Origin of the sequence: Glaciibacter sp. 2TAF33 (assembly GCF_052114945.1) — a bacterium.
GTDB lineage: Bacteria > Actinomycetota > Actinomycetes > Actinomycetales > Microbacteriaceae > Cryobacterium.
The window spans coordinates 58,296-71,090 of record NZ_JBFRFS010000006.1 but is presented as its reverse complement, the minus strand read 5'-3'; the positions used below and the strand labels follow the sequence as shown (position 1 = coordinate 71,090).

Annotated in this window: 10 protein-coding genes; 4 read left to right on the top strand and 6 right to left on the bottom strand. The window is 61.5% G+C overall.

Annotated features, from left to right (window positions below):
* Positions 1–7 precede the first annotated feature (7 nt).
* Genes AB4Y94_RS07455 through AB4Y94_RS07440 form a run of 4 tightly spaced genes read right to left on the bottom strand, consistent with a single transcriptional unit; the run spans position 8 to position 4,336 of the window.
* A complete protein-coding gene (locus tag AB4Y94_RS07455; protein ID WP_441726892.1) occupies positions 8–1,243 on the bottom strand; it encodes an alanine racemase in 1,236 nt (411 codons plus the stop codon).
* Between the two features lie 14 nt (positions 1,244–1,257).
* Entirely contained in the window at positions 1,258–2,229 is a 972-nt protein-coding gene (locus AB4Y94_RS07450; protein ID WP_441726889.1) for an ABC transporter permease, read from the bottom strand.
* Entirely contained in the window at positions 2,226–3,179 is a 954-nt protein-coding gene (locus tag AB4Y94_RS07445; protein ID WP_441726886.1) for an ROK family protein, read from the bottom strand. The genes AB4Y94_RS07450 and AB4Y94_RS07445 overlap by 4 nt, the downstream gene beginning before the upstream one ends.
* Positions 3,180–3,184: 5 nt before the next feature.
* The gene (locus AB4Y94_RS07440; RefSeq protein WP_441726884.1) at positions 3,185–4,336 is read right to left on the bottom strand and encodes a substrate-binding domain-containing protein; all 1,152 of its coding nucleotides are present in this window, start codon (positions 4,334–4,336) and stop codon (positions 3,185–3,187) included.
* 217 nt (positions 4,337–4,553) lie between these two features.
* Between AB4Y94_RS07440 and AB4Y94_RS07435 the strand changes: the two genes are divergently transcribed.
* From AB4Y94_RS07435 to AB4Y94_RS07420, 4 genes are all read left to right on the top strand, one after another.
* Complete coding sequence (locus tag AB4Y94_RS07435) at positions 4,554–5,780, top strand: ROK family protein (protein WP_441726882.1); 1,227 nt, start codon at positions 4,554–4,556, stop codon at positions 5,778–5,780.
* Between the two features lie 251 nt (positions 5,781–6,031).
* The gene (locus tag AB4Y94_RS07430; RefSeq protein ID WP_441726879.1) at positions 6,032–6,178 is read left to right on the top strand and encodes a hypothetical protein; all 147 of its coding nucleotides are present in this window, start codon (positions 6,032–6,034) and stop codon (positions 6,176–6,178) included.
* Between the two features lie 268 nt (positions 6,179–6,446).
* Complete coding sequence (locus tag AB4Y94_RS07425) at positions 6,447–6,806, top strand: hypothetical protein (protein WP_441726877.1); 360 nt, start codon at positions 6,447–6,449, stop codon at positions 6,804–6,806.
* 107 nt (positions 6,807–6,913) lie between these two features.
* Positions 6,914–9,628, top strand: coding sequence for a UvrD-helicase domain-containing protein (locus AB4Y94_RS07420; protein ID WP_441726875.1), 2,715 nt, complete (start codon positions 6,914–6,916; stop codon positions 9,626–9,628).
* Between the two features lie 283 nt (positions 9,629–9,911).
* Here the strand turns inward: AB4Y94_RS07420 and AB4Y94_RS07415 are convergent, their stop codons facing one another.
* Both AB4Y94_RS07415 and dcm read right to left on the bottom strand, forming a co-directional pair.
* A complete protein-coding gene (locus tag AB4Y94_RS07415; RefSeq protein ID WP_441726873.1) occupies positions 9,912–11,108 on the bottom strand; it encodes a type II restriction endonuclease in 1,197 nt (398 codons plus the stop codon).
* Between the two features lie 158 nt (positions 11,109–11,266).
* Positions 11,267–12,538: a DNA (cytosine-5-)-methyltransferase gene (gene dcm / locus AB4Y94_RS07410; RefSeq protein ID WP_441726870.1), complete on the bottom strand. Its 1,272-nt coding sequence runs from the start codon at positions 12,536–12,538 to the stop codon at positions 11,267–11,269.
* Positions 12,539–12,795: the final 257 nt, after the last annotated feature.

Sequence of the window (12,795 nt, the reverse complement as noted above, 5' to 3'; positions counted from 1 at the left end):
GACAGGCCTACCGATCAAGGGTTGAGGAGAGGGGACGAGCGTCGGACAGAGTAAGCGGAGCTGATCCGTTGGCAGACCAGATGCCTTCCACGCGGGGCGTGCCAGTGGAGAGACCGGATATGCCGGCGGTAAGGCCGCGGGTCACGAACACTTGCGGCCGGAACCCGAAGATGACGGTGTTTCCACTTGCGACGCGCCGCTCGTCGCCGATCGGAATTCTGCAGTAGTAGTCAATCGCGTCGGCTGCGGGCATCTCGACTCTCAGCGTCGGTGCATCATGGATGCCGCTATCAGGGTCGGTGATGACGATGGCCTCGGTCTCCACGCCCGGAAGAACAGGATCGGGATAGAGCCCCCCACCAAACACATAGGCCCGGTCATTCCACAAGTGCGAGACTTCGGAGATGTAAGCGATGGCCGGTTCCTCGACGAGGTCCTCGACCGCGTGCCACGGGGTGGTTCCGGTGAGACCGTGTCCAGGCTCCACCTGCGTGGCGCCGGATTCAGCCAGGCGGGCCAGCATGGCGGTGGACGTCGTTCCAGGGGCGTTGATCTCAATGTCCGTGCGGCCAGCCTTTCGAAGCGCATCGGCCGCGCGTTCCAGGGTGGTGAGGTTGGGCGTCGGCGCGACCGTACCGCGTTCCCGGTCGAAGAGCGTCGCAGGGAAAGTGACGACCCCGGCGAAGCGTGCTCCGTCCAGCCTGTCGAGTGAATCGGCGACCTCCACGATGGACTCTGCGTCGAACCCACCTTCGTGTCCCGGGTAGAAACGGTCTCCGGGAGCGATGATGCGCGCCAAAAGATCCTGTTCGCGTCCACGTCGCCTGTTCGCTTCGGCCGCCTCTTTCGCCTTTACCTGGTTAAACACGGTCCAGTAGAGCGGTTCGAGGGCCGCTGCAATGTCGGCCTGGTGGCGAGGGATCTGCACGAGGTGTCCGAGATGTCCGCTGGCAAGGCCTCCAGCGGATGCCGCGATCGCGCACTCGAGGTCGACGCCGACCGAGTGGGTGATTCCAGCTTGTGCAATGACCCGTGACGCATCACGGTTCCGGCCGATCTGCTTGGTCATCGCGAAAGCTTTGAGACCTAGCCGCTGGGCTTCCGCCGAGATTGTTCGAGCATTCCGTTCGACGGCGTCGAGGTCAATGGCATAACAGTTCGCGGGGAGGATGCCTTCACGGTGGAACCGGGCAGCCGTTCCCAGGAGTCCGGGGTTCCTGCGTTTCAGGAGTGGGAGGAACATGCGTAGCCTTTCTGTTAGCTGCTCTTCTTGCCGCGGAGCGACAAGGAGACCGCGACGAGGATGATGAGGCCGCGCACGATCATCTGCTGGGAGACGTTCAGCCCGGCCAGGATGAGACCGTTGTTGATCATGCTCATCAGGAGGCTTCCGACGAGTGCCCCGATGACGCTGCCTTTTCCTCCGAAGAGGCTCGTGCCTCCCACGATGACGGCGGCGATGACGGTCATGAGGTCGGCCTCACCGAGGGTGTAACGAGCGCCCTGCAGGCGACCGGCGTACAGGAGCCCGGCGAGCGCGGCGGTGGTCGCCGATCCCACGAGTACCATCATTCGAACGCGGTCGACCTTGATCCCGCTCACCCGTGAGGCGGAGGCGCTGTTGCCCACGGCAAGCACGTGGGCGCCGTAGCGCTTACGGCGAAGTAGCACCCAGCCCACAAGGACGGCTGCAGCGGTCCACCAGAGCAGGATCGGGATGCCGAGAAGCTGTCCGCCGCCGAACAGGAAGGCGAACACCGGATCGGTCACGGGCACTGACTGCAGGTCGGTGAGCTGACGCGCGATTCCCGCGACCAGGCCCATCGTGGCGAGTGTCACCAGGAAGGACGGGAGCCGGACAACGGTGACGAAGATACCGTTGACGAGCCCGACCAGAGCACCCACTGCGAGCCCCGCGAGCGCGGCGAGCCACCACTGGTCGGTCGCCTGGAGCACGACCGCCGCGGTGAGCGCCGAAAGAGCGACCACTGAGCCGATGGAGAGGTCGATCTCGCCGGCGCTGAGCACGAACACCATGCCGACTGCCATCACAGTGATGGGTGCGGCTTGGATGACGATGTTCGTCAGGTTCGTGGGGTTCAGGAAGTACTGTGCCTGCGTGACTGCGAAGAACAGAAAAACGAGGACGAAGCCGATGTAGACGACGTACTCGGACCAGGCCACGCTGCGAAGCCGACCTCGGTTGGCAACGCGAAGGGTGTCGCTCATGCGATGTGTTCCTTTCGGACTTGGGAGACGGCCGCGTGGATAGCGATGTCGACGGCGCCGATCGCAGAGGCGCGTTCGGCGAGCCGGCTGGTCTGCACGATCACGTCTGGGTGACCGAAGCGGGCGAGCCAGTTCTGGATGGGGGCGAGAAGCTCGGGTCGCGACCCGACGCCTCCGCCGAGGACGACCCGTTCGGGATCGAGGATCGCCACCACTGCGACGATCGACTGGGCCAGGAACCGCGCTTCAGCGTCGATGACGTCCGCCGCATCACGGTCCCCTTCGGAGGCGCGACGGAACACCTCGGCTGTGGGTACGTCGAGTCCGGTCCGGTGGGTGTAGTTGTCCGCAATGCTGCCTCCACTTGCCGCCTCCTCCAATGGTCCTCGCAGGTGGTTGGCCCGGTCCAGTGGGTCGGTGCCGAACGGGAGGAATCCGATCTCGCCGGCTGCCCCCCGGCTTCCGCGGAGCAGCTTCCCATCCAGGACGATCCCCATGCCGATCCCGGTTCCCACTGCGATGAAGACGAAATTGTTCCCCGGACGGTTCCGGTCGTGCGCGAGTTCGCTGACCGCGGCCGCATTGACGTCATTCTCCAGCAGGGTGGGGTGCCCGAGGCGGGCGGTGAGAGCGGAGGTGAGGTCATAGCCGGCGGTGTCACCGAGATTCGGAGCGAGGAGGAGCGTTCCATGCTCCGGGTGAGGGGCTCCGGCACCCGCGACCACCGTCGAGCAAACGGTCGCCGGAGCCACGCCCCCTTCTTCGCAGAGACGGTCGACGATCTCGGCAAGCTGGTCGACGAGCGCAGGACCTCCCTTCGGGTTCGTGGGGACCGTCAGTTCCGCGAGGATGTCTCCCGCCGTGGTGGCAAGCGCGCCGATGATCTTCGTGCCGCCGACGTCGATTCCGATGACGGCGGCTTCGATGACGGGGGCTTCGGTATCGATCATCGAATTCACTTGCCCGCTTTGACGACCGCGGCGGGCACTGACTCGTTCCAAGCGGCGTAACCCTCCGGGATGTTGTCCTTGGTGACGGTGATCACGTTCGCGACACCGTATGCGGGGGCGGGCTTGCCAAGAATGGCGTAGGCGGCCGAGATGGCCATGGCCTTGCCATAGTTGAACGCTTCGTCGGTGATGATAGCCGCAGTGTGGCCGCCGTCGCTCACCAGGTCGGTTGCCATGGTTTCGTCAAGGTCGACGGTCACGATTTTCGTCGTCGTATTGCCAGCGCCCTTGAGAGCGGAGAGCACACCCTGGGCGGGGACGGCCCAGCTGGTGTAGATCCCGCTGACGTCTGGGTGGTGCACCAGGATCGCGTTGGCGATTTCCTCGGCCTTGTTCGGGTCGGAGAAACCCTCCTTTGCCACAACCCGCACATCGGGGCAGGTGTCGGCGAGACTCTGCTGGAATACGGCATCACGGAAGTTGGTGACGTGGAAGTCTGCGTCGTAATACATGATCGCCACCGTGCCGGTGGAGCCCACTGCCTTGCACATGGCGTTCGCCGACTGTGTACCAATCTGGTACAGGTCGTCGGTCATGATCGCCTGGTACTGCTGGCCGTGCGTGTAGCCGTCAGGGGCCTGGTCGGCGAAGACCAGCTTGACGCCCGCGTCCACCGCTGGCTGGTACGCGGCAGCACCGGTAGTCGGATCGACGGCTTGGCCGAGGATGACCTCCGGAGCCGTGGCGAGGGCGCTCTGAATTTGGTTGGCTTGAGTCGCCGCGTCGAACTTGGCGTCAGCCGTTGCCGTGACCGTCACACCGAGTTCCGCGAACTCGGCGAGCATGCCGTCCTGGAGCGCCTGGGTCCATGCCGACAGCTCGTGCCAGAGGATCGCGACCCGGTGGTTGCCCGCCTTGATCTGGGCGACCTCCTCTTCGCTGAGCGTGATATCCGTGGCGGGAGTGGGATTTTCGCCCGAGGGACCGACCGTGGAAATGATGTGCCCGAATTTGTCTATGACCGTGTGCGAGGAGTTCTGCGGTGAGGACGACGACCCACTCCCTGCCGTGCAGCCCGCGAGGGCCACGGAAGCCGCGAGTAGGAGCGCGAGCTTGGGAAGAGTGCGAGTGAAGCTGCTGGTGCCTGAGGCTTGCATGAGGTCTCGTTGCCTTTCGTCCGACGCTGGAGGATGCTTCAGTGCAGCGATCTACCGTGGCTCACGGTTTGATTTCTGTCTGCAATCAAATCTAAATGAAGAAGCCTCCCTGATGCAAGCTCGAGCCTTGTTACAATTCGATCACGGGTGAAACGGCCCTGTCGCGGAGTGCGCGCTGAGTGTTTTCGTTCAGCGTGAACTGAAATGGTTCGGAGGCATGGTGGACTCGAAGTCGGTGAACCGATGTGCGGTCCTCGTCGAACTCTTAGCATCGAGCCCCACGACCCGGGTTGCGGTTGCGGAGGCCACCAAGCTGTCAGGCGCCACTGTTACCCGCGCAGTTGATGCGCTGATCGAGGAAGGGCTTGCTCGCGAACTGCGACTCGTGCCGGTGAGCGGGAGGGGCCGGCGGGCGGTATTGATCGAGGCCGTCGGCGAGCAGCAGTTCTCCATCGGGGTAGATCTCGGTGCCTCCAACACCCGGTTCGTGGTTATGGACCTGCTAGGAAATGTCGTCGTCGTGCATCGGGTGCGAACTCCGACCGACCTGGCTCCCTTGGCACTTGCGGCATGGCTCTCCGAGCTAATCATCTCCCGATTGGGCGATTTCCGCGATCACGTTGGTGGGATCGCCATCGGCCTTCCTGGTGCAGTGAACCCGGAGACACGGGTTGTGTCGAACGCTCCTCACCTGTCACAGATCGAAAACCCGGAATTCGTCACTGCGCTCAAAGAGTCGTTCGGCATGCCCATAACCTTTGACAACGACGCGAACTATGCTCTGCTCGGGGAACGCCACTTCGGCGTGGCTCGAGACGCGCCGAACGCCGTCATGTTTACCCTCGGTGCGGGCCTGGGAGCGGGCGTCGCGATCGAGGGGCGACTTGTCCGGGGAACGCATGGGCTCGTCGGCGAGTTCGGGTCGCTTCCCGTGGGCCCTCTCGGATCGAGGCTGGAGCATCTTGTGACCGGCCCAGGCATCATGCTGCGTGCGTCAGAACTCGGATTCGACCTCGGGAGCCCGGCCGATCTATTCCAGCTTCCCCTTCCTGAGCCGCTGCTTGCGCTGCGACGGCAGTTCGAGCAGGCGCTGCTCGTGGCCATCACCGCCGCGGTCGTTGCATCAGACCCCGAAATTGTCGTGCTGGGTGGCGGGATTGCGCCGTCACTGCACGGAAGCGTTGCGGAGCTGGAGGCCGCTCTCACACGGAACCTGCGTGTCTCTCCGCGAATTGCCATCGCCGAGCTTGGTGACCTCTCCGGCGCCCTGGGCGCCGGCGTCCAGGGCCTTTACACTATTTACTCTGCGATGGGCATTCCGTCTGGCGACCTTGCTCGCATCCCGCAGCGTCGGGAACTGGCGGCCCTACTTGCGGCACCAAGCATCGGCGACCGAGCGGACGAAGCTATTACGGTGCCGGCTGTTCCGAGCAAGACACCATAGCCATGCGCAAGGCATCGCCGCCGCCGAAGCCGGACAGGACGTAATGATGGCTCCGGAAGAGCAGACCTATTTCCTCCATCGCCAGTCGGATGACCCGTGCTCTGAGCCGCTCCGCTCCGAGCCGCCAGTGTCGCTGCGCGCCGTGCACAGGCTTTGACCCGATGCCGCCGGGTCTCTCGGCAGCGGCTGGCGACCACGTGGAGTGCCAGATGCGGAATGAGTTCGTGCAGTTGGACCGCAATATGCATCCAATGGCGTTCCCGCGAGTCTCCGCGCTCGCCGAGGCGATCTGGTGCCGGGAACGCGGGTCGTTCGATGAGTTCGAGGAACGGCTCGGCGCCCACCTCGTGCGATTGCTTCCGATAGGCATCGACGCTTACCGGCGAACCGCCAGCTGATCGCTTCCGTGGAGCGCCTGAACCTCTCGCGGCTATGCGACCAGGGAACTGGGTCGTTCGGTGCGTTACGGTCGGACATCTTTACCAGAAGTGCGGGTTTACCAGAAGTGCGGGGCAAATTGCTCGACTACTGCTCGGAGCGACTGCTCGCCAAATGCCGAACTGCGGCCGATAGTCCCGAACTGGGGTGTCGCCTTCGGGTCGCTGCGGTGATGGCGGCGGGCCGCCGCTGCTAATTTCGGCTTGAGATGGAGTGGAGGACCAACCCATGAACTCAAACGAGCTGCTGTCTGGGATTAGCTTGCTGATCGTCGCATACGGTGGAATCTTCGTGCTCACCGGTCTCCTACCGTTCGTGGCTACCTTCCTGTTCGATGGAGTGGTGCAGCTCCTGCGCCACAACGGTTTGCGGTACTTCCTCTTGGCATTGGGTATAACAGTCGTCGTTGCGGCCTTTGGATTACTCCTTTATCAGTACGGCATTAGCAGCCCCGCGGTAACGTCCGTGAGCCTTGCGAGCCTGACTATTCTCGGTGGCTGGTTTCTCACCTTCTCGGTTCCTCTGGCCGTCATAGCGTTCCTCTTCCGTACCGGGAAGCTCTTACTCAGGAACCGGCGCGCGGCGTGATCGCCGCATTCGGTGTTGCGCTTCGCGCCTGCGATGTGCTCGGTTACTGAATAAGCTCGCGATTCGACGGCCACCTGCTGCTGGCGTCGACACGAATTGGGGGAGCAATGGGGCAAAGCTGGCACCCGTCATACTGGGGCAAACTGGCAACCAAATGCACTGACTGGACGCTGACTTTCGATGGCGACGACCTGTCCGTCGAGGGCGACGGCAACTCCTTCATCACCAGCATCGGTGACGTCGGTGACGTGCGGGTCAACCGTGGCGCCGTGTGGTCCACCATCGAGATTTCCCATACGCTTCGGCGCATCCGTTTGCGTGGCATACCGAACCGCCGGGCGCGCAACCTGGTTCAGGTGCTCAACGCAGCCCAAGGCGACCTCGCTCACCGCGAAGAAGTCCAGGCGCTGATCGGCAGATTCGAAGCCACAGCAGCTCAGGTGCTCAACTGGGTGGACGAACTTTCGCTAGCCGCCGCCGAACAGCTCAAGAACCGGGGCTGGCTCAGCCGAGAATTTACGGAGGAGTGGGCGGCACGGAAAGCCGCCATCGGGTTCGACCGCGTGCTTCGGATGCCTGACCTCCAGGCGCACCTCGCCGCGCAGGGAAGCAGCAACCCGGCAATTCAGATGTGGCGATACGAACTGGCCGACTTCATCGCCCAGCAGAACGAACATCATCTGAACGCCCAACTCGAAGCCAACCGCGACTTCTTTGAGACGGTCGAGATAACTCCGCTCACCCCCGAGCAGGCCCGAGCCGTGATCTGTTTCGACAACCGGATGCTAGTTGTCGCCTCAGCGGGCTCCGGCAAGACCTCGACCATGGTTGCGAAGGCCGGCTACGCGCTGCGGCGTGGGCTGATCCCAGCCGATCGCATCCTCATGCTCGCCTTCAACGCCGACGCGGCGAAAGAATTGCAGCAACGTACGCGCGAGCGCTTGACGCCGTTGGGTCTCGATGCCGACCAGGTGGTCGCCAAGACATTCCACGCCTTCGGACTCGAAATCATCGGGCAAGCAACCGGCAAGAAACCATCGCTGGCGCCGTGGCTCGAGAACGGGGGAGACCTGGGCCAACTCGCGCGAATCGTCGATGTGCTCTGCGCGACGGAGCCGAACTTCAGTGGGCAGTGGGCCTTCTTCCGGGCGGTGCTCGCTCGCGACTACGACGACGTCGAAGCCGAGCCGGATGAGAAGCAAAGGGACGACAGGTTCAAGACGGCGCGAGGCGAGATGGTGCGCAGTCCGGCTGAGCGGATGATCGCGAACTGGCTCCACTTCAACAGCGTCGACTACGCCTACGAGCGACCGTACGAGATCGATACCCGTACCGCCGATCATGCTCAGTACAAGCCCGACTTCTACTACCCGGAGATCGACGCGTACCACGAGCACTGGGCGCTTGATGAGAAGGGGCAGCCACCGGAGGAATTCGAGGGCTACCTCGACGGCGTGGTCTGGAAACGCGAAACGCACCGGCAGCACGGGACCACGCTGCTCGAGACGACAAGGGCCGAATTGTGGCGAGGTGACGGCCTCAACAACCTGGCTAGGGAATTGACCGAGCGCGGCATCCGTTTGCAGCCTAACCCCGACCGTCTGCTCGCCGGCCAGCCACCCACCGAGTATGGCCGACTGCTGCAGACGTTCCGGTCATCCCTCACCCACGCGAAGAGCAACCGTCTAAGCGACGCGCAGCTCCGGGAACGCCTCGAGGAACAAGCGCACGGGGAGGTGCGCTACCGCGACGCGGCGTTCCTGCGCCTGTTCACGCCGATTCGGCGCGAGTGGGAGCGGATGCTGGCCGCCGACGGCTGCATCGACTACGAGGACATGCTCAACCTGTCCGCAGATCACCTCGAGGCCGGCGACTGGGAGAGCCCGTATGAGCTGGTAATGGTCGACGAGTTCCAGGATGCCAGCAATGCCCGCGCCCGATTGGCACGTGTGCTGGTCGACCGTCCCGGGCGGCACTTGTTCGCAGTCGGTGACGACTGGCAGAGCATCAACCGGTTCGCGGGCGCCGACCTGTCGGTTATGACGAACTTCGAGGGTTGGTTCGGGCCGAGCGAGGTGCTGCGGTTGGAGCGTACGTTCCGCTTTCCGCAGTCGATAGCGGATGTCTCCAGTCGCTTCGTGCTGCAAAACCCGGATCAGATCCCCAAGACGGTCGTCTCCTCCACCATGGAGTACCCGCCGACGATAGGTGCGGTGTCTGTCGACGTGGAGACGGCGGTGAAGCCGGCGATTCGTCACCGGCTGAAGGTGCTGCATGGCCAGGTGGCCAGTGGCGCAATTCCGATGGCAGCAGGGCGCAAGCTCACCGTGTTCATCCTGGGGCGATACCGACACCAAAGCGACTACCTACCGGACACGAGGGATCTCGCCGACCTGATCGACGTGAAGTTCATGACGATGCATTCATCCAAGGGAGCCGAGGCGGACTACATCGTGATTCCCGGTCTGACGCGGGGCCAATGGGGCTTCCCGAGCACAATCCCGACCGACCCGGTGCTGCGGATGGCGATGCCCGCCCCCGAGGAGTTTCCACGCGCCGAGGAGTGGCGCTTGTTTTATGTGGCGATGACCCGCGCGCGTCGCGGAGTGCTGCTGGTGACGGTCGAGAAGCGGGAGTCGCCGTTCCTGATGGAACTGATCCGCGACCACGGGATCGTGCGAACGAACGCGATCGGCGAGGCGCTGGAGTCGATCGTGTGCCCGAGATGCGGTCGGGCGTTTATGGTCGAGCGGAGCGGCAAGCGCGGCGCGTTCCTCGGGTGCCGGCGGTTTCCACGGTGCAAAACTACGATGCCGCTCTAACCCGCACCGCTCGCGTGTGGAATTAGTTGGTTGCCTCGCTCCGAGGAACCCCGTGCGGCATCAGCAGAAGGCATAACGTCGAAGACAATGACTTTTTCGCGCTCCCCGGCTTAATGTCTCGTTCTTGTGGAGCATTCGCATCATGATTTTGTACCAGCGAGAAACAGCGTTGTCGTTGGAGAGCTCTCGGCCCAAGCATGGGACTAGGACGGCAACGTTGTCCGACTGTTTCCAAACGATTAGCCTTAGTCGTTCGCACAATCACTGGGAGCATTCTAGCTGATCAACTTTTAATGAGTTCGGTGAATTCTTTGACAGTCATGAGCTGGCTTTGTTGCGCCGGGGTGAACGACGCGTGGAGCGAGGTGGGTAGTACAAGCTGCACTTTCTGCCTCGTCATCTCATCAGTTTGAGCATGGGAGATCGCTGCTTCGAGGGTGAGTAGGTGCTTGTTCGGGATGCGCGCTGCTTCAGCTAGAATTTGGCGCCAGCGGTCTTTGGCGGACCGCTTGGATGCGAGCATGTATAGCTTCGACTCTGGGAAGGTCATATCGCGGTATTCGGTGACGCCCGGAAACAAGAAATCGGGCTTCGAGTTTTCCTCTGTCTTCGCTCCTCTAACGTACGCTATGTGGTTGAGCTTCAGGATTTGCTCGATATGGTTCTCGAGCGACGACCCGCTTCGACTCTTTCGCCGATTTTGAACACTTAGTGAGTAAGAGAGAAAGGCTTCCACTGCACTCTCACCCGTGAAACCAGCGTTCAGCCGTTCGCTTATTAAATGTTTCTCAAGCGTTTGGAAGAGGATGTACTCGCAGTCGACCCAGGCAAGGAGCGCCGCATCCGGGTCGGCTTCGGCATCGACTTCAGGTGCGATAGATCGAGCGAATGGTGAAAACGCTTTTGTGTCGGGCCACGTTGCACCGAAATGGGCGAGGATTTGATCGAGATAGGAATCGTCTACGACTTCGACCTCGATCCCAATGTTCTCGAGGACTAACCGTGACGCCAGTGCGATTTGATCTTTCGCATGGTCGAGGTCTACGCGTATCGAAAACCCAGGCACCGTGTCGGCTTCTAATCCGAAGAGCCACTCGACTTGCGACGCGATGGTGGAATCGCTCTCCGCTACAAGGACTAGCAATCCGCCCTGACGTTGCTTCGCGATTACAAGGAGGTCCCCAGGCGACATGGTCTCAGTAACAGAGTTGTTCGCGAAATAGAACCTGTATTCCGGAGAGCGGTCGGACTTGAAACGGCGAGCGTCATAGAGCGTCAGGGACGCATCTACCACCATCGGTTCAATGGTTTCATCTGCTAAATAGAGGAACCGAGCGGGATAAGAGGTTGGGTCACTCGACCGGCCCATGAAGTCGACCATCGCGCGGACGGCTTGAAATTCGTGTTGATGAGATCTCGTCCGATCACTCTCGACCGCGCTGAGTCGCTTTGCCGCCACGCCATCGAAGTATTCGGACAAGTACCCGTGTCTCATTCGCCCACGCTACTATCAACAAGCTGGTGCACCCAACACAACGATGCGGTGCGAAATACGCCTTCCGTCTGCTCAGGAAGCAAGGCAGTTGGGTCCATAGAGCGGGGATACCTGTATGTCTCGAGGCTGTCGTCCATCGGCAACTAGCCCGCCATAAGCTCTACGTCGGCGCGTTCCCGCGTTGCCTTAACGGCGGCGATATGCGGCGTCATGATCCGAGCGACTTCAGTCATCACTGGCACGACGACGCTGTTTCCGAACTGCCGATACGCCTGCGTATCACTTACAGGGATTCGAAACGAATCTGGATAGCCCATAAGCCGTGCACATTCCCGGGGTGTTAGTCGTCGCGGCCTTTGGTTTGCGCCTTGGCTCACGAGGATTTCTGATCCGTCTTTGTGATAGCGCGCCGATAGCGTGCGCGTCACGCTGCCTTCTGTTACCAGCCCAAAGCCGAATCCATTCCCAGCAGCCTTGTGCTTCGCCGCGTACGCCTGGAGGTATTCCCATAATTTGGGGGTCAGGGTATATTTCGCAAGCACCGAGGAAGTCTCGTGATCAAAGAAGCGGTTGCCATCGTGTTCGAGAAACGGCTCGGTGCCGTCAGTTCTATGCAGGATGCTCCCAAGAAGAGGCCGCTCGGCTGGAAGGTCAAGATCATCCCACGTGAAGTTCGTTGGTTCTGCGAATCCGACGATGATAACGCGCTCTCGATGTTGCGGAGTGAAATGGCCACCGTCAATGATCTTGTAGTGCACCTCGTAATTCAGCTCGTCACGAAGGGTCTCAAGAACGATCCTGAACGTATTGCCCTTGTCGTGGCGCAGAAGGTTCTTCACGTTCTCAAGGAGAAATGCGGGGGGCCGCTTCTCAGCAATTATGCGAGCAACGTCGAAAAACAGCGTTCCTTGCGTGAGATCCTCGAATCCGTGTGCCCGGCCTAGGGAGATCTTCTTACTCACCCCTGCAATGGAGAAAGGCTGGCAGGGAAATCCGGCCAACAAGACGTCGTGGTTCGGGATTTTGGATGCGGGAAATGGAACGATGTCCCCGACGAACTCGTGGGTGTCGGTGAAGTTTTCGAGATACGTCCTTTTCGAGAAATCGTTCCATTCGCTGGTGAACACGCAGGACCCGCCATGCACCTCGAACCCTGTTCGGATTCCTCCGATTCCAGCGAAAAGGTCAATCGTCGAGAACGATTGCGATGCAACTTCCGTGGCAACGGGAGTCGACTGGTTAATGGCTTTCAATGCGTGCTCCAAATATCGTGGGAAAGACGTCTCGCGGCGCTCCCAGCGTCCGACTGTTTTGCCGCTCACGCTCAGCAGTTCAGCGAGTTCGCGTTGGGAGTAACGACTGCGCAGTACCGACAGCAGACGTAGACCTTCATTCTGAATTGCGTCCGAGACCATAGGGACAGTCTGTCCTATAGTCGTCCCAGGATCGGCTCTCTGCGCTGTGCGTGTCGGCGGTTGTGCTCATGCGTTCAAGCTACTGGGGACGTCCGACATTAACCTTTCGGCAGTCACTGGGAGTCGCGCCGAAGCGGCCTCACATCGGTTGGCATGAAGGTTCTAGGAGATTGTCTTCTTCGAGCAGTTCATCCGATAGGGATGCGGCGCTGGCGTGAGTGAGACGCGCCCTCTGTGATTCGGCGCAATCCCTCTGC